General features: G+C 63.2%; 13 protein-coding genes, 1 tRNA gene and 2 rRNA genes (1 of these 16 cut by a window edge). All 16 read right to left on the reverse strand.

What is annotated here, in order from left to right:
• Positions 1-12: 12 nt before the first annotated feature.
• Positions 13-432 carry a thioredoxin domain-containing protein gene (locus F8A10_RS16160; protein WP_152367892.1) on the reverse strand — a complete coding sequence of 140 codons (420 nt, stop codon included), beginning with the start codon at positions 430-432 and terminating at the stop codon, positions 13-15.
• A 3-nt stretch (positions 433-435) separates the two neighbouring features.
• Entirely contained in the window at positions 436-747 is a 312-nt protein-coding gene (locus F8A10_RS16165; protein WP_011749370.1) for a HypC/HybG/HupF family hydrogenase formation chaperone, read from the reverse strand.
• A complete protein-coding gene (locus tag F8A10_RS16170) occupies positions 747-1,364 on the reverse strand; it encodes a HyaD/HybD family hydrogenase maturation endopeptidase (RefSeq protein WP_028714008.1) in 618 nt (205 codons plus the stop codon). Before F8A10_RS16170 ends, F8A10_RS16165 begins: the two co-directional genes overlap by 1 nt.
• A gap of 247 nt (positions 1,365-1,611) precedes the next feature.
• The gene (gene cybH / locus F8A10_RS16175) at positions 1,612-2,358 is read right to left on the reverse strand and encodes a Ni/Fe-hydrogenase, b-type cytochrome subunit (RefSeq protein WP_152367893.1); all 747 of its coding nucleotides are present in this window, start codon (positions 2,356-2,358) and stop codon (positions 1,612-1,614) included.
• Between the two features lie 4 nt (positions 2,359-2,362).
• The gene (locus F8A10_RS16180) at positions 2,363-2,947 is read right to left on the reverse strand and encodes a HupE/UreJ family protein (RefSeq protein ID WP_152367894.1); all 585 of its coding nucleotides are present in this window, start codon (positions 2,945-2,947) and stop codon (positions 2,363-2,365) included.
• 15 nt (positions 2,948-2,962) lie between these two features.
• Positions 2,963-4,756, reverse strand: coding sequence for a nickel-dependent hydrogenase large subunit (locus tag F8A10_RS16185; RefSeq protein ID WP_152367895.1), 1,794 nt, complete (start codon positions 4,754-4,756; stop codon positions 2,963-2,965).
• Between the two features lie 3 nt (positions 4,757-4,759).
• The gene (locus tag F8A10_RS16190; protein WP_147428525.1) at positions 4,760-5,845 is read right to left on the reverse strand and encodes a hydrogenase small subunit; all 1,086 of its coding nucleotides are present in this window, start codon (positions 5,843-5,845) and stop codon (positions 4,760-4,762) included.
• Positions 5,846-6,047: 202 nt separating this feature from the next.
• Positions 6,048-8,294 carry a carbamoyltransferase HypF gene (hypF, locus tag F8A10_RS16195; protein ID WP_152367896.1) on the reverse strand — a complete coding sequence of 749 codons (2,247 nt, stop codon included), beginning with the start codon at positions 8,292-8,294 and terminating at the stop codon, positions 6,048-6,050.
• 20 nt (positions 8,295-8,314) lie between these two features.
• The gene (locus F8A10_RS16200) at positions 8,315-9,775 is read right to left on the reverse strand and encodes a nickel-dependent hydrogenase large subunit (RefSeq protein WP_152367897.1); all 1,461 of its coding nucleotides are present in this window, start codon (positions 9,773-9,775) and stop codon (positions 8,315-8,317) included.
• On the reverse strand, positions 9,772-10,761 hold the full coding sequence (locus F8A10_RS16205) for an NADH-quinone oxidoreductase subunit B family protein (RefSeq protein ID WP_152367898.1): 990 nt from the start codon (positions 10,759-10,761) through the stop codon (positions 9,772-9,774). Before F8A10_RS16205 ends, F8A10_RS16200 begins: the two co-directional genes overlap by 4 nt.
• Positions 10,758-12,092 carry a sensor histidine kinase gene (locus F8A10_RS16210; RefSeq protein ID WP_152367899.1) on the reverse strand — a complete coding sequence of 445 codons (1,335 nt, stop codon included), beginning with the start codon at positions 12,090-12,092 and terminating at the stop codon, positions 10,758-10,760. Before F8A10_RS16210 ends, F8A10_RS16205 begins: the two co-directional genes overlap by 4 nt.
• Positions 12,093-12,638: 546 nt before the next feature.
• The gene (locus F8A10_RS16215) at positions 12,639-13,652 is read right to left on the reverse strand and encodes an IS110 family RNA-guided transposase (RefSeq protein WP_152368176.1); all 1,014 of its coding nucleotides are present in this window, start codon (positions 13,650-13,652) and stop codon (positions 12,639-12,641) included.
• A gap of 78 nt (positions 13,653-13,730) precedes the next feature.
• Positions 13,731-14,042, reverse strand: a complete 312-nt coding sequence (locus F8A10_RS16220) for a hypothetical protein (RefSeq protein WP_152367900.1) — start codon at positions 14,040-14,042, stop codon at positions 13,731-13,733.
• Positions 14,043-14,276: 234 nt separating this feature from the next.
• Positions 14,277-14,353 (reverse strand) — tRNA-Met (locus F8A10_RS16225).
• A gap of 33 nt (positions 14,354-14,386) precedes the next feature.
• Positions 14,387-14,501: ribosomal RNA gene (rrf, locus tag F8A10_RS16230) — 5S ribosomal RNA — on the reverse strand.
• Between the two features lie 105 nt (positions 14,502-14,606).
• Positions 14,607-16,548, reverse strand: a 23S ribosomal RNA gene (locus F8A10_RS16235); it runs 904 nt beyond the window's last position.

Below are 16,548 nucleotides of genomic sequence, written 5' to 3' on the forward strand. Positions count from 1 at the left end.
TGTCTTTGCCTTTCAACCCGGCAGCGAGAGGATGTGGCTGGTGCGGGCGATGTAATCGTCCCAGTCGCGGATCTTCTCGATCGAGCCAAGATAAGAGGCATCGCGGAAGAACAGAAACCCCGGCGTTTTCAGCGCCCTGTGGGTTTCGCGGACCGTTGCTTCGATGGCGTCATCCACCACGGCGCAATCAAAGGCGTTCTGAAAGGCCATGCGCAGTTCCGGCAGGATCACCGCCGCGTCCACCGTCTCCAGATTGCGGGCGGGGTCGCCCGGAACGAACAGGCAATGCAGACCGGGGCGGGCGGTAAACTCTGCGACGTCATGCAACGAATGCAGGCGTGGCCAGCCGAATTCGGCCTCCAGCCGCGCCAGCAGCGGGTGCAGGGCGCCCCCGCCGGGGCTGTGCAGAATGTCGTGGGAATGGTCATGCATGGGTCAACCCGTTTTGCGGCCTGCGGCCAGCGCCGCCTGAAGATGGGACGGAAGCGCCGGGGTGCGACCCTCGAGATCGGCAAAGGCGCCCGAAGCGTCGCCCCCCGCCATGACCGCCCGTAACCCCTGCAATGCCGCCGCGATCCGTGCGGCGCGGTCAGCGTCGATCACCTCATGCGCCGTGCCGAGGAAGGTCAGCACCCAGTCGCCGGCTTGCGCATCGGCGGTCAGGCTGAGGTCGATCAGATCGCCGCCCTCGCTTTGCCCGGCGATGCCGTCGACCTGCGCCAGCCGCATCGGGATGCCCATGCACATCAGCCGGCCCCCGGGAAAAAGCGCGCATCGCCCTCGCGGCAGGCATCAGAGGCGGCGGGGCGGCCCGTCTCATAGGCCTCGCGCCGGATCGCCGGATCCGCAAGCTGGCCCGAGGTCGCACCCTCGCCGGCCTGAACGCCCCATTCGGCCAGCTTCGCCAGCGCAATCCCGATGGCAGGGTCGATCTGCGCGGCCACTTCGGGGCGGAGCCCTCCTCCGTAATCCTCCAGTTCGACCGGCTGGCAGCCAATCAGCATCAGCTGCGCCGGGCAACGCCCCAGCAGCTGGGCGGTGGCGATCACCTCTTGAAAGCCGGTCTGGTGCAGGCTCATTTTTTTGGCGCCCAGAAAGGCCGGAACCTCTGCCCCTTCGACCAGCTTCAGCGTGCCGGGGGGCAGTCCGTAATCCACCGCGTCAAAGACGATCAGCGCATCGGCTTCTTCCAGAAAGGGCAGCAGATACAGCCCCTGCGTGCCGCCATCAAGCAGCCTCACCCGTTCGGGCAAGGCATGGCGCGCGGCCATCTCTTCGACGCAGCGCACCCCGAAGCCCTCATCGGCCCAAAGCACATTGCCGATCCCCAGAACAAGGATATTTGCAGGCGCTTCCGCTGGCATCTGCCCCCTCCCCGAAGCATTGCTGGCAGGCGGTGCGGTCATGTGCCCCACCCCTATGGGCCGAAAGTATAGCCACCAGTTCCGAAAGCAGAGACAAAAAGTTGCAACCCTCGAAATTCCTTGCAAGATGATGATATAAAAATGAAATCCCGCCACTGCGGGCGGGATTTCTGGATATGGTGCGGCAAGTGACCTGCCGCCTTGCTCTGAAACCGGAAACGATCCTTCCAGTTGCTGCCAGCCGCGTTCAGTCGGGGCGATCATCCTTGAAGGTGCGGTGCCCCGAGATCATCGTCGAGACCATCGACTGGCGCGACATGATGTCTTCGCGGATCGCCACATAGATATGGATGATCATGAAGATCACGATCCACCACATGCCGATATGGTGCAGCGTGTGCAGGCGCTGGGTGTTCTGAACAAGGTCCTGGACCCAGCCGAAGACGGCATGGAACATGCTGTCCTTACCCGCCCCTTCGGCATACAGCGCAAATCCGGTGACGATCATGAAGGTCAGACCGACCGTCATGAACAGAAACATCGCAAGCTGCGCCAGCGGGTTGTGGCCGACATATTTCTTTGGCTCTTTTTCCAGAAAGAAATACCAGCGCAGCTCGAACAGCAGCTCTGCCCAGAACCGGCGCGAGAAGATCGGCACATAGAAAAGCTGCTTTGCATGGTGGTTGCCGATCAACGCCCAGTAGAGACGGCCGAAAAAGCCGACCGTCAGGATCATCGCGGCCGCGAAATGTGCAAAGCGGATATAGCCGAAGACAAACTGGTCATAGGCTTCGGCGATCTGCATCGAGGGCGGCGGGCTGCCGATCAGCCAGCCGGTCACGCACAGGACCATGATGCAGGCCGCGTTGATCCAGTGCCAGATGCGGACCGGCGCCTCGTAGACATAGACCGAGGTTTGCCGGCTGGCCCGATCAGGGGCGCCCAGAGGGCGACCCTCGAAGACAGGATCATCGCCGGAATGGATGTCGCTCATGGCATCACCCGGCGGCCATCAGGGCAAGGCCCGCCATGGCGATCCCGGTGCCGGTTGCCGCCTGCACCATTCTGGCCGCCGTGGCGTTCGAGATCGTGCGGGCGATGAAAATGCCGACGATATGCAGCGCCGCCGTCGAGATCAGGAAGCCGATCATATAGCCTGCCGCATTGCCATGCGCCTCGGTCGCGTGGGCATGGCCATGGCACATGGCGAACAGGGCGATCGCGGCCAGCGAGGCAAAGGTGATCTGGTCGGATTGCCCGCGGCGCGAAAGCGCGGTCAACAGACCGAACGCCACGACCGACAGCACGATCCAGGTTTCCACCATCGGAATCGGGATCCCGGCCCAAGAAATCAACGCCCCCACGGCCATCGCGCCCATGAAGGTCGCCGCCCCCAGCCAGAAGCGATGCGGCAGGACAAAGCCCGACCACAGCCCCACCGCCAGCATTGCCAGCAGGTGATCCGGCCCAAAGATCGGATGCGAGAGCCCGGCCATGAAGCCCGAGGTCTCTCCGACCCCGGTATGGGCCAGAACTGGCGAGCCCATGAGTGCGGCCAGCGCGGCCAGCGTCAGTTTTTTCATTGGATCGTCCCTTTCTCAGCGAATTTTGACGGTGGCAAGCTCGTCGCCATCCGGTGACATGACATGGGTCGAGCAGGCAAGGCAGGGGTCGAAACTGTGCAGCGTGCGCAGGATTTCGACCGGCTCGTCCGGGCGTTCCATCGGCGTGTTCATCAGGCTGGCCTCGAAGGCCCCGATATTGCCCTGACTGTCGCGGGGCGAGCCGTTCCAGGTGGTCGGCACCACGCATTGATAATTCTCGATCCGGCCATCCTTGATGCGGATCCAGTGGCCAAGCGCGCCTCGCGGCGCCTCGGTCATGCCGACACCCTTGGCCTCTTTCGGCCATGTCGAGGGGTCCCATTTCTCGACATTGGCGGTGCTTTGATCGCCATTCTTGATGTTCCGCACCATCTTGTCGAAGAAATGCCGCTGCAGGCGCCCGCAATATTCCGATTCCAGCGCCCGCGCCGCCGTGCGCCCCAAAGTCGAGAACAGCGCCTCGAAGGGCAGATCCATGGTTCTCAGCAGGCCATCGACCTGATCCCTGATATCCTCGTGCCCCTTGGCATAGCCGACGATATAGCGCGCAAGCGGGCCGACCTCCATCGCGTGCCCCCGCCAGCGCGGCGCCTTGATCCAGGAATATTTCGCGGATTCATCCAGTTGTTCGATGCGGGTTTTCGTGCCCTTGTGGTTCGGCCCCAGCTCGAATTTCGGATTGGTTTCCCCGTCCCAGGGGTGCAGGCCGCGCCCCGGCTCGCCATAGGAATACCAGGAATGATCGACGAATTCCTGCACCTGCTCGGGGTCGCGCGGATCGACGTCATGCACCTCGTTGAGGTTGCCGTTGATGATCGCGCCGCGCGGCAGGTGCAGCTGCTCGGGCGAAAAATCGTTCGGGTTTTCGGGGATGTCGCCATAGGCCATGACCGCCTGCGACGACAGCCCACCCCCGTAAAGCCAGCTTTTGTAAAAGCCGCCAATGGCGATCACATCGGGAATATAGACGTTCTTGTTGAACTGGTCGCACAGGTCGATGATCGAGGAAACGAGGTTCAGCCGTTCCATATTGATCGCGCCGACCGATCCGGTGCCGTCGATATTGATCGGACAGGGCACCCCGCCCACCAGCCAGTTGGGATGCGGGTTCTTGCCGCCAAAGATCGTGTGGACCTTGACAATTTCCTTTTGAAGATCAAGCGCTTCCAGGTAATGCGTCGTCGCCATCAGATCGGCTTCGGGCGGCAGAAGATAGGCCGGATTGTCCCAATAGCCGTTCTTGAACAGCCCCAGCTGCCCGGATTCGACGAATTTCTTCAGCCGGTTCTGCACATCGCGGAAATAGCCCGGCGATGACATCGGATGCGAGGGCGAGACCATCTGCTGCAATTCGCTGGTCGCCTTGGGGTCGGCGCGCAGGGCATTGACCGGGTTCACCCAGTCCAGTGCATGCAGGTGATAGAAATGCACGACATGATCGTGTATCTCCAGCGCCAGCTGCATCATGTTGCGGATCGAATTGGCATTGTCGGGGATCATGATCCCAAGCGCATCCTCGACCGCACGCACCGAGGTCAGCGCATGGGTGCCGGTGCAGACGCCGCAGATCCGTTCGACAAAGGCCCAGGCGTCACGCGGATCGCGCCCTTTCAGGATCACCTCCAGCCCGCGCCACATCGTGCCGGTCGAGACCGCATTGCGGATGACCCCCTGATCGTCCACGTTGACCTCGCAGCGCATGTGCCCTTCGATCCGGGTGACCGGATCCACCACGATCCGGCGCCCGGAATTGTCGAGGGTAAAGCCATTCGGCGTGTTGATCGTCATGGCCTAGGCCTCCACCTTGTCCTGGGTCTTTTTCTGCGCCCGTTTCAGCGCCGAAATCGCGGCATGGACCGCAACGGCCCCACCGACCGCACCCGCCGCAACGCCGCCCAGCTTGTCAGCATTGGCCTCGACTCCGAAAGCCTTGATATTGGTCAGCCGGTCATAGAACGAACCCTGATCCCAGAACCCGTCTTCCGAGCAGCCGATGCAGCCATGGCCCGACTGGATCGGGAACGAGACACCCTCGTTCCAGCGCACGGTCGAGCAGGCGTTATAGGTGGTCGGGCCCTTGCACCCCATCTTGTAAAGGCAATAGCCCTTCTTGGCGTTTTCATCGTCCCAATGCTCGACGAACTGGCCGGCGTCGAAATGCGGGCGGCGATAGCATTTGTCGTGGATGCGCTGGCTGTAGAACATCTTTGGCCGGCCCTGGCGGTCAAGCTCGGGCATGCGGTCGAAGGTCAGCATATAGGTGATGACGCCGGTCATCACCTCGGCGATGGGCGGGCAGCCCGGCACCTTGATGATCGGCTTGTCCAGAATGACCTTGTGGACCGGCGTCGCCCGCGTCGGATTCGGCGCGGCGGCCTGAACGCAGCCATAGGACGCGCATGCCCCCCATGAAATAATCGCCTTGGCGTCCCTGGCCGCATGGCGCAGCTTTTCGACGAAGGGCTTGCCCCCGGTGATGCAATACATCCCGTCTTCGTTCAGCGGCGGGTTACCCTCGACGGCAAGGATATACTGGCCCTTGTATTTCTGGATGGTGTCCTCGAAGGCGGCCTCGGCGGCATGGCCGGCGGCGGCCATCAGCGTGTCGTCATAATCAAGGCTGATCATCGACAGCACGACATCCTTGGCCAGCGGATGGGCCGAGCGGATGAAGCTTTCCGAACAGCAGGTGCATTCCAGACCATGCACCCAGATCACCGGCGTGCGGGGCTTGGTTTCCATCGCATGGGCGATTTTGGGCACGAAGGCCGGGCCGAGGCCAAGCGCCGCCGCGGTCAGCGAGCAATATTTCATGAAACTGCGGCGGGTGATCCCCTGCCGGCGCATGACATCGTAGAAAGTCTCGATTTGCGACAAGACGTCCTCCTCCTCTCAGCCTGGCGGCCCGGCAGCGCGGACCTTCGCGTGGTCTTTCAACGCATGCCAAGGCAGGGGGGCGCAGGGCAATGACAGAATGTCGCAGATGAGGAATTGCATTTTATGGCGTCTTTTCAATCGACTGCCACAAATCCCGCGTGGCCCGGATGGTCAGGGTTCAGCCAGAGGACGCGCCCGCCGGTTACAAGCTTTTCGCCGCAGCCATGTGCTGCGCCGCAGCAACCAGCGCCTGACCGAAAGCAAGCCCGCCGTCATTGGCGGGGATCTGGCGATGCAGCAGGACCGGCAGACCGTCCAGCGCCGCCAGACATTCGCGCAACAGGAATGCGTTCTGTAACACGCCGCCCGACAGGGCCACCGCCCGCGCCCGGCCGCCCTGGACCAGCGCGCGGGCCGGCGCACAGAAGGCACGCGCCAGCCCGACATGAAAGGCCCCCGCCATGTCGCCCCGATCGCGCCCGGCCGCCAGATCGGCCGCGGCAGCGCGAAACATCGGCGCGGGGTCGATGATCCCATCCCGGCAGTCAAAAGGATAGGGCGCAGCAGGGCGCGCCATGGCCTCCAGCCGCATCGCGGCCTCGCCCTCGTAACTCTGCGCCCCGGCAAAGCCCGCCAGCGCCGCAAAGGCATCGAACAGCCGCCCGGCCGAGGATGATCGCGGCGCATTCACCCCCGCACGGGCCGCCTGCCGCAGAAGAGCGCGGGGCGCGGCCGGGAAAAGCCGATCCGCCACGGCTGAAAGCCCCGCCTGATCCAGACGCGCCAGCGCATTGCGCCAGGGCTCTCGGCTGGCGCTGTCGCCGCCCGGCAAGGGGGCGGGGGCCAGATGCGCGACGCGCTCGAACCCGGTATAATCGCCCAGCAACAGCTCGCCGCCCCAGATCGCGCCTTCCGGTCCAAGGCCAAGCCCGTCCATCACGATCCCCGCCACCCTGCCGCCGTCCAGTGGCCAGAGATTATCGCCAAGACACGAGGCCAGATGCGCATGATGGTGCCAGACCCGGATCAGCGGCAGGCCCGCGCCTTCGGCCGCTATCGTGGCGCGATAGCCCGGATGCGGGTCACAGGCGGCCAGTTCGGGGGCATGGTCGAACAGGGCCGCCAGATCGCGCAGGGTGCGGTCGTATTCCAGCGCGGTCTCGGCATCGTCCAGATCGCCCAGATGCTGCGACACCATCGCCTGACCGTTCTTGGTCAGGCAGATCGCCGCCTTCATCTGACCACCAAAGGCCAGCACCCGAGGCGCTCCGTCAAACCCCGGCGGCAGGGGCAGCGTGCCCGGCACCCGCCCACGGGCGCGGCGGATCACCATTGGCGGATCGGCGCGCTCGACCCCGTCATCCAGCCGCCGCGCAATCTCGCGGTTGTGCATCAGGAAACCATCGGCAAAGCGCGCCAGCGCCTTGCGCGCCTCGTCATTGCCGGTGACCTGCGGGGCGCCCGAAAGATTGCCCGAGGTCATCACCAGCATCCCCCCGAAAGCGGCAATCAGCAGGTGATGCAGAGGCGTATAGGGCAGCATGACGCCAAGCGCGCGCATCCCCGGCGCCACATCCTCGGGCAATGTGCCCCGGGCGGGCACCAGCACCACCGGCGCCGCCGGGTCGCGCAACAATCGCCAGCAAGCCTCGGACGGCGTCGCATGGGCGCGGATCATCGCCTCGGTCCCCATCAGGGCAAAGGGCTTCGACGGCCGCCTTTTGCGCGCCCGCAACAGCGCCACGGCCCTGGCATCGGCCGCATCGCAGGCAAGGTGAAAGCCGCCCAGCCCCTTGACCGCGACGACCTGCCCCGCCTTCAGCGCCGCCACCGCCAATGCGACCGGATCGCCCGCGACCTCTTTTCCCCCGGCCTCATACCACAGGTTTGGGCCGCAGGCCGGGCAGGCGATGGGTTGCGCGTGAAAGCGACGGTCGGCGGGATCGGCATATTCGGCGGCACAATCGGGGCAAAGATCAAAGCCCGCCATCGTGGTTCGCGCCCGGTCATAGGGCAGTTCGCGCAGGATCGTATAGCGCGGCCCGCAATGGGTGCAGTTGGTAAAGGCATAGCCCTGCCGCCTGCCGGGCGCAAAGATCTCGGCCCGGCATTCCGGGCAGGTCGCGGCATCGGGCGTGACCCGCGTTTCGGCGCCTGTGCCCGCGCTGGCCGCGATGGAAAACCCCTCGGGCATCGCGGCAAAAACCTGTGGCACGGCCTCGATCGCGTCGATTCTGGCCAGAGGCGGCCCATCCGCGCGCAAGGCCGCGATGAAATCGCCGCAATCCTGCGCGACCAGACGGATCAGGACCCCTTCGGCATCGTTCAGAACGTCGCCGCGCAACCCCGCCGCCCGCGCCAGCCGCCAGACAAAGGGCCGGAAGCCGACCCCCTGCACCTGCCCGCGCACCCGGATGGCGAAGCCCTGTTCCATGGTCGGCAAAGTCATATCCGGCGGGCGCTCCTTCCTCAATGCACCGTGCACACCATGCACGGGTCAAAGCTGCGCACCACATGCTGCACGCTGAGCGGGGTCGTCTCGCCCGGCTGGACCGCAAGCCCCTCAAGCGCCGCCTCGACCGGGCCGGGCACGCCGCCGGCATCGCGCGGACTGAAGTTCCAGGTGGTCGGAGCGACGATCTGATACGAGGCGATCCGCCCGCCTTCGATCCTCAGCCAATGGCCAAGCGCACCGCGCGCGGCCTCGACCAGCCCTTCGCCGATCCCGTCGCTGATTTTCAGGGGGCCGGCCATGAAGCGGGCCTCGGGCACGATCCCGCGCGCCAGATCCTCCATCAGAATCTGACTGCGCGCCAGTTCCAGCAGACGCCCCGCCACCCGCGCCAGCACCCCGCCGCCGCCGTTACCATCGCGGACCAGATCCAGCGCCAGCGGATGACCGTCAATCACCTGCCGGGCCAGCGCGCCGGTTTCCATGGTGCGCCCGGCCAGTCTGGGGGCCTTGCACCAGCTATAGGCGGTGTCGCGCATATCCTCGTCGGGATCGGTCACACCCTGGGCCGGATGCGCCGCAGGCCCCAGCATCCAGCTATGTGACAAATCCTCGCTGATCGCCGCGATGTCGAGAGGCTGCGCCCCGCCATCCCAGATGCCGGGGGCAAAGCCGTGGCCGCCCTCCAGCGGATAGGCGCCAAAGGACAGATAGCGCCCCGAGCCGCGCCCCAGATCCGCCAGATCCAGATCGGCGGCGATGCGCAGGAACAGGCCGGCATCGCCCCCTTGCCATCCCATCAGCGCCGGGACCGAGGAAAGGGCCGCGAAATCCTCGACCGCTGCCCCGAAGACCGTATCTTCCAGATAGCGGCGAAAGGCCGTCAGGCTGGCCAGAATACGCAGCCGGTCGCGTTCGGACGGGGCGCGCGTGACACCACCGGGCTGGATCGCCAGGGTATGCGGCCATTTCCCGGCCATCAGCCCAAGGACATGCAACAACCCGGCCCGCGCCTCGACCGCGCGTTTCAGGGCCGATCCCTCCATCGCCGTGAACCGGGCCACCGCCCGATCATACCAGCCCCGCGCCTGATATTGGGGTCTGGTGAAATCAGGCATGAAGAACAGGTTGAAATGCATCAGATGGTCCGAGACATTCTCGACCGCGTGGATCAGCGCGGCCATCCGCTCTCCCTGCGGTTCGGGAACCTCACCCACCGCCATGGCCAGCGCCCGCGCCGCCGCCGCCGACTGGCTGATCGAGCAGATGCCGCAAATCCGCGGCACGATGGTCAGCGCATCGCGCGGATCCTTGCCGGGCAGCATTCGCTCGAACCCGCGATAAAGCGGCGAGTTGATCCGCGCCGCGCTGACCCGCCCCTCTGCGATGTCCAGCCGGATCTCCAGATCGCCCTCGACCCGGTTGAACGGACCGACGATCAACTGCCCCTGCCCCGTTTCGCCCCCTGCCCCGCTCATCGGGGTTTTCTCAGCGTCGGTGGGGTGACGATACGATCAGCCACGGCATTCTTCGCGATCCGCTCGGGCGTGGCGGCCTTGGACAGCGAGGCCAGCGCCATGAACCAGGCCTTGGGCATATCGGTCGGCAGGCCAACCGGAATGCCGGCGATCTTGGGCGTGGCGGTGAACAGGTGGCGCGGCTCTTCGAATTCCGGCGCGGTGCAGTTGATGCAGGGATATCCGCCCCGTGTGCAACTGCCCTGACCATTCCAGGGCCGGATATTGCAATCGCCCACGGCTTGTGTGCCGATACAGCCCAGATGCTCCATCATGCAGCCCATTTCCGACAATTCGCGTGCGCTAGCCTTGTATTCGTAGAACTCGTTCTTCGGACAGGCATGATGCACCAGATGATCGGCATAGAATCGAGGCCGGCCAAGCGCATCCAGATCCGAGGCCCCCAGCCTGCCCGCTGCCAGCATCAAAAGCGTCTCGGTCACCCAATCGGGATGGGTCGGGCAGCCAGCGACATTGATGACCGGCAGGCCGGCACGCGCGCGGAACGTGGCAGGCAGCGCGCCGCCGGGATGGGCGCCGTCATATTGCACCCCCACCGCATCCGAGGGGTTGCCCCCTGCCGTAGTCACGCCGCCATAGCTCGCACAGGTGCCCACCGCCACCACATGGGCGGCCAACGGCGCCAGTTCCCGCAACCAGTCCAGCAACGAGCGCCCGGTGCCCGACAAGATTTGATAACGCCCGGTGCCACGCGGCCCGCGCGCGATCGCGCCTTCGACGCACAGGATATCCAGCCGCGTCTCGCCCGAGGCAAGGCTGGCCAGAATCTCGCGCACCTCGGTGCCGCTTTCAAGGCTCAGCGCCGGATGCCACAGGAATTTCAGGCCCGCCCCCGCAAGCAGGTCAAAGACATTCGGCCCTTCTGCACAGAGCAGCGACATGGTGCAGCCGCCGCAACCGGCGCTTTGCAGCCACAGAATGTTCATGCGCCCTCTCCTGCCAGTGGCAGTTCCAGCCGGAACAGCGCGCCGCCGCCGGGCACGGGGCTGTAGCTCAGCCTTCCGCCATGGTCCTCGGCGATCTTGAGGCTGATCGAAAGGCCAAGCCCGGTGCCCTTTCCCACGGGTTTCGTGGTGAAGAACGGGTCAAAGATCATCGCGGCCGTTGCCTCGTCGATACCCGGCCCGTTGTCATGGATTTCCAGCACGCCGCGGCCGTCTTCGCGCATAATCCGCAAGGCGATCTGCGGATCTGCGGCTCCCGAGACCGCGTCCAGCGCGTTCTGCACCAGGTTCATCACCACCTGCTGAATATGGCCTGTATGCCCCAGAACCATCACCGGCCCTTCGGCATTGATCTCGGGCACGGTGCTGTGACCGGCCCCGCGCATGATCCAGAAGGCGGCAGTGCGAGCAGTCTCGACCAGGTCGAAGGCGGCCATCTCTCCGGCCCCGTCCGAGGACAGACGGCGCAGATCCTCGACGATGTCGCGCACCCTCTCGGCCCCCTCGCGCGCGCCCTGCACCGCCTCGCGCAGGTTGCGCAACTCGCGATCCAGCCGCAATTCCTCCCGCAGGCGGACCAGCTCGCCTCTGTCGGCCCCGGCCTGAACACGTTCGAAATAGGTCTCGAACTTGGCGGCATAGCGTTCCAGCGCATGGGCATTGGCATAGACAAAGCTAATCGGATTGTTCAACTCATGCGCCACCCCGGCCAGCAAACGCCCCAGTGAGGCCAGCTTCTCGCCATGGACCAGTTGGGCCTGAGCGGCCTTCATCTCGGCATGGCTGCGTTCAAGCTGGGCATAGGCGCGGCGTAATTCCCCCACCGGGCGTCCCGTCAGCACCAGCCCCTCTATCCGGCCGCGATCATCGAGGCGCGGCGAAAGAACCGCCTCAACCGGGGCCGGTTCGCGCGAGGTCACAAGCGAAAACTCCATCCGCCCTGGCGCCCGCGTGCGCGCAATATCCGCAATTAGGGCAGAGAGGCCCGCGCGGTCCTCTTCGCACACCAGATCCCCCACGCCCAGACCGACCAGGGCAGCGGCGGGCAGCCCGGTGCAGACACAGGTCGAGGCATTGACCTCATCCACCCGCCCGTCGCGATCCAGCACGATCAGCACATCGGAAACCGAGGTGATGACAGAGGACAGGAACTGACGTAGCGCCTCAAGCTCGCGGTTCTGGGCCTCTAGCCGCTCCTGATGTTCGATCAGCTCGACATAGGTGCGATCCACCGCAATCAGCACATCGGACCAGGCCGCATCCGTCAGCGCAGCACCCGCCCTGTCGTCCTTTGCGTCCATCGCCCGTGGCATTTGCAATCCTCTTCCCCTCCTTGCGCATCTTTCCATCCTGCATGTCAAGCCTGATAGTATGCTAAGCCTATGCTGCACTCAGGCAAGGAGCTACGATCTATATGAACTGATGCGGTGGATGCCCCCACCCATCGGCCTCTCTTATGCCATGATGGTTGCATCGAAACCGAACGGAGGGCACATCAATGATGACAACGATCAGCATGTTGGCGATCGACTTGGCGAAGGGCAGTTTCCAGGTCTGCGCGATCGGGCTGGACGGGGCGTGTGTGGATACCCCCGGTTTGGCAAGCGTAATCTTCGGTTTGTCGGCGGGGTCTTCGATCGGACGTGTGTCAGGCCTCTCAGCGTGGCCTTCCACGACGCCACGGGCCGGTATGCTGTTCGGAAGGCTGGGTTCACATCGGTTCAGAGAGCTGCATGCGCTCGAGCCCCGGGACTGAATCTTCCTGCCTTGAACTTCGAAGTCCGTGTCGCCTACTCCTCGTCGATCGCTCACCCCGGCCTTTCGGCCATGCCGTGCCGTCGCCCCTTTCTGGGCTCGGGTCACGCCATTCTGTAATCCTGTTCTTTTGTCGTCAGCGCCCAGATCATCCGGGCCATCTTGTTCGCCAGCGCAACGGCCGCGACCATCTTCGGCTTGCGCATCACCAGCGCGGCCAGCCAACGGTTCGCGCTGCCCCCCTTGCGGACAACCCAGCGGATCACACTCATGGCACCGACGATCAGCAGGCGGCGGATATCGGTCTGCCCCATTTTGCTGACCGAACCCAGTCTGGTTTTTCCACCCGTCGACCTCTGTCTCGGCACCAGGCCGAGCCAAGCGGCGAAGTTGCGCCCACTGTCGAACGTGGCAAGATCCGGTGCGAATGCCGCAACAGCTCCGGCGGTGACCGGGCCGATCCCGGGGATGGTGCACAGCCGACGAAGTTGCGTATCTGTCCTTGATGCGGCTTCGAGCTCCTCCGCCAGTCGTCCGATCACCTCTGTCAACCTCGCGATCTGCTCGACGTAGATCGCGCCCATCTCCCGAACATGGCTTGGCACATCGCTGGCCGGATCTGCCAGTGCATTCTCCAGAACCTTCAGGCTCGCGGGCCCCTTCGGCGCCACCAGCCCGAACTCGGCCAGATGTCCGCGGAGGGCGTTGATGAGCTGCGTGCGCTGCCGCACCAGACATTGATGCGTCCGAAACGCCACTGCGCGGCCCTGCGTCTCGGCACTCTTCACGGCCACGAACCGCATGGTCGGGCGCGACGCGGCCTCGGCGATGGCTTCGGCATCCGCCTTGTCGTTTTTCTGTCGTTTCACGAACGGTTTCACATACACCGCTGGCACCAGACGCACCTCGTGACCGTGGGACTGCGCCACCCGGCCCCAGTAATGCGACGTGGCGCAGGCCTCCATCGCCACCACGCAGGCCGGCTGTTCGGCAAGGAGATTCGTCAGACGGGTCCGCGACAGCACACGGTTATATAGAACCGCCCCGTCCAGCCCGATCGCGCAGACCTGGAAACTGCCCTTCGCCAAGTCGATCGCCAACATGCTGATCGTTGTCATCATTGATGTGCCCTCCGTTCGGTTTCGATGCAACCATCATGGCATAAGAGAGGCCGATGGGTGGGGGCATCCACCGCATCAGTTCACTATGAGAGGGAGCAACTGACTTGAGAAGCCGGCTTCGCCAAAGTCCAGATCATCGGGATGATCAAAGGGAACAAGGCTAATCCGCCGACCTTCGAACTCTGCAGGAAACGCCAAGCGAGCCCCGCCACGCTCAACAGGCTGAACGCGAAGCTCTAGAATCTGGTAAGGGATATTATTGGCTCTGAAGACTCTTCCGGGAAAGCTTTGATGACACTGTTGCAACAGCGGGCAATGGAGAATCATCCATTCTCTTAGCGCCAGGCCTGCTTCCTGATCGAGTTTGTCTCGGCGGCGATACGGCATGAGCGCCCGCCCAAGATCCGGAAATCCGTAAGGAGGGCCGCAAGATCGCCTAGAAACCCGCGCTCCGGTTACGTACAGAGCGACGACAAGCCATTGATCACGTCAATGTGACTCCGCCGATTTCCCGCTGTGGTTTCCGCGCGATTGCTTCCGATATGCTTCCGGAGCTCGGGAAGCCCAAATGCAAAAGACCTCCCGAAGGAGGCCTAATGCGCTGATATCTATCAGTAATTTTGGTTGCGGGGGTAGGATTTGAACCTGTGACCTTCAGGTTATGAGCCTGACGAGCTACCGGGCTGCTCTACCCCGCGGTAGTTTGTTGAGAGAGTTACGCTTCTTTCCAGGTCTGGCGGTGACCTACTCTCCCACGTCTTTTGACGCAGTACCATTGGCGCTACGGCGCTTAACTGCCGAGTTCGGGATGGGATCGGGTGTTTCGCTCGTGCTAAAGCCACCAGACCGGGAAAGGAGCGTATCGGCGTGACCCATTCGGGTTGGTTGTCCAAGGATGCTTTTTGGAAGCTGACGTGCAGGTAGTTTTTTCTGGTCTGTCTTCTTCCGGATCAAATCAAGCCAATCGAGCGATTAGTACCGGTCAACTGAACGCATTGCTGCGCTTACATCTCCGGCCTATCGACGTGGTGGTCTTCCACGGCTCTCAAGGGATACCTTGTTTTGAGGGGGGCTTCACGCTTAGATGCCTTCAGCGTTTATCCTTTCCGTTCATAGCTACCCTGCACTGCGGCTGGCGCCACAACAGGTCCACCAGTGGAACGTTCACCCCGGTCCTCTCGTACTAGGGGCAACTCCTCTCAAGTATCCTACACCCACGGCAGATAGGGACCGAACTGTCTCACGACGTTCTAAACCCAGCTCACGTACCTCTTTAAATGGCGAACAGCCATACCCTTGGGACCTGCTCCAGCCCCAGGATGAGATGAGCCGACATCGAGGTGCCAAACGATGCCGTCGATATGGACTCTTGGGCATCATCAGCCTGTTATCCCCAGCGTACCTTTTATCCGTTGAGCGATGGCCCTTCCACTCGGGACCACCGGATCACTATGGCCGACTTTCGTCTCTGCTCGACTTGTCAGTCTTGCAGTCAGGCTGGCTTCTGCCATTGCACTCGACGAGCGATTTCCGACCGCTCTGAGCCAACCTTCGCGCGCCTCCGTTACTTTTTGGGAGGCGACCGCCCCAGTCAAACTACCCACCACGCAGGGTCCCGGACCCGGATAACGGGCCGCGGTTAGACATCAAGAGTGCGAAGGGTGGTATCTCAAGGGAGGCTCCACCGGAACTGGCGTCCCGGTTTCAGCGCCTACCACCTATCCTGCACATCACAATCCTGATGCCAGTGCGAAGCTATAGTAAAGGTGCATGGGGTCTTTCCGTCTAACCGCGGGAAGTCTGCATCTTCACAGACAATTCAATTTCGCTGAGTCCACGTTTGAGACAGCGGGGAAGTCGTTACGCCATTCGTGCAGGTCGGAACTTACCCGACAAGGAATTTCGCTACCTTAGGACCGTTATAGTTACGGCCGCCGTTTACCGGGGCTTCAATTCAAGGCTTGCACCTCTCCTTTTAACCTTCCGGCACCGGGCAGGCGTCAGACCCTATACGTCGCCTTACGGCTTCGCAGAGCCCTGTGTTTTTAGTAAACAGTCGCCACCCCCTGGTTTGTGCCCCCCGCCGGCAGTTGCCTGCTGACGGGGCCTCCTTCTCGCGAACTTACGGAGGTATTTTGCCGAGTTCCTTAAACGTGGTTCTCTCAAGCGCCTTGGTATTCTCTACCAGTCCACCTGTGTCGGTTTAGGGTACGGTCTGATGGAGGGCTGTTTCCAGGGACCGCTCAGCTGCCCGGCCAATCCGATAAGGCCGAACAACACTTGCGATCCGTCACCATCTCCTGGCCCAGGAATATTAACCTGGTTCCCATCGACTACGCCTTTCGGCCTCGCCTTAGGGGCCGGCTTACCCTGCTCAGATTAGCTTTAAGCAGGAACCCTTGGACTTTCGGCGACAGGGTCTCTCACCCTGTTTGTCGCTACTCATGTCAACATTCTCACTTCCGATCACTCCACCGGATGGCTTACGCCCCGGCTTCACAGTAAAGCTCGCGCCTCCGCTGACCCACCCTCTTGCGAGGGAGACAGGTCAGAAGAGGCAAGAGCTTATATCACGGAACGCTCCGCTACCGCGCACCATAAGGTGCACCCAAAGCTTCGGCTCGTGGCTTGAGCCCCGTTACATCTTCGCCGCAAGACCTCTTGACTAGACCAGTGAGCTGTTACGCTATCTTTAAAGGATGGCTGCTTCTAAGCCAACCTCCTGGTTGTTTTGGAAGTCTCACATGCTTTCCCACTTAGCCACGAATTGGGGGCCTTAGCTGTTGGTCAGGGTTGTTTCCCTCTCCACGACGGACGTTAGCACCCGCCGTGTGTCTGCCAGATAGTTCTTCCCGGTATTCGGAGTTTGCTTAGACTCAGTAAGGCTGTGGGC

The sequence above is a fragment of the Paracoccus kondratievae genome, from assembly GCF_009301415.1.
Taxonomy (GTDB): domain Bacteria; phylum Pseudomonadota; class Alphaproteobacteria; order Rhodobacterales; family Rhodobacteraceae; genus Paracoccus; species Paracoccus kondratievae.

Excerpts from the sequence above, each read along its gene's own strand:
- F8A10_RS16215 (WP_152368176.1), bottom strand. The coding sequence starts at position 13,652 with ATGACAACGATCAGCATGTTGGCGATCGACTTGGCGAAGGGCAGTTTC.
- F8A10_RS16185 (WP_152367895.1), bottom strand. The coding sequence starts at position 4,756 with ATGACGATCAACACGCCGAATGGCTTTACCCTCGACAATTCCGGGCGC.
- F8A10_RS16220 (WP_152367900.1), bottom strand. The coding sequence starts at position 14,042 with ATGCCGTATCGCCGCCGAGACAAACTCGATCAGGAAGCAGGCCTGGCG.
- F8A10_RS16200 (WP_152367897.1), bottom strand. The coding sequence starts at position 9,775 with ATGAGCGGGGCAGGGGGCGAAACGGGGCAGGGGCAGTTGATCGTCGGT.
- F8A10_RS16165 (WP_011749370.1), bottom strand. The coding sequence starts at position 747 with ATGTGCATGGGCATCCCGATGCGGCTGGCGCAGGTCGACGGCATCGCC.
- F8A10_RS16210 (WP_152367899.1), bottom strand. The coding sequence starts at position 12,092 with ATGCCACGGGCGATGGACGCAAAGGACGACAGGGCGGGTGCTGCGCTG.
- F8A10_RS16205 (WP_152367898.1), bottom strand. The coding sequence starts at position 10,761 with ATGAACATTCTGTGGCTGCAAAGCGCCGGTTGCGGCGGCTGCACCATG.
- hypF (WP_152367896.1), bottom strand. The coding sequence starts at position 8,294 with ATGACTTTGCCGACCATGGAACAGGGCTTCGCCATCCGGGTGCGCGGG.
- F8A10_RS16170 (WP_028714008.1), bottom strand. The coding sequence starts at position 1,364 with ATGCCAGCGGAAGCGCCTGCAAATATCCTTGTTCTGGGGATCGGCAAT.
- F8A10_RS16160 (WP_152367892.1), bottom strand. The coding sequence starts at position 432 with ATGCATGACCATTCCCACGACATTCTGCACAGCCCCGGCGGGGGCGCC.
- cybH (WP_152367893.1), bottom strand. The coding sequence starts at position 2,358 with ATGAGCGACATCCATTCCGGCGATGATCCTGTCTTCGAGGGTCGCCCT.
- F8A10_RS16180 (WP_152367894.1), bottom strand. The coding sequence starts at position 2,947 with ATGAAAAAACTGACGCTGGCCGCGCTGGCCGCACTCATGGGCTCGCCA.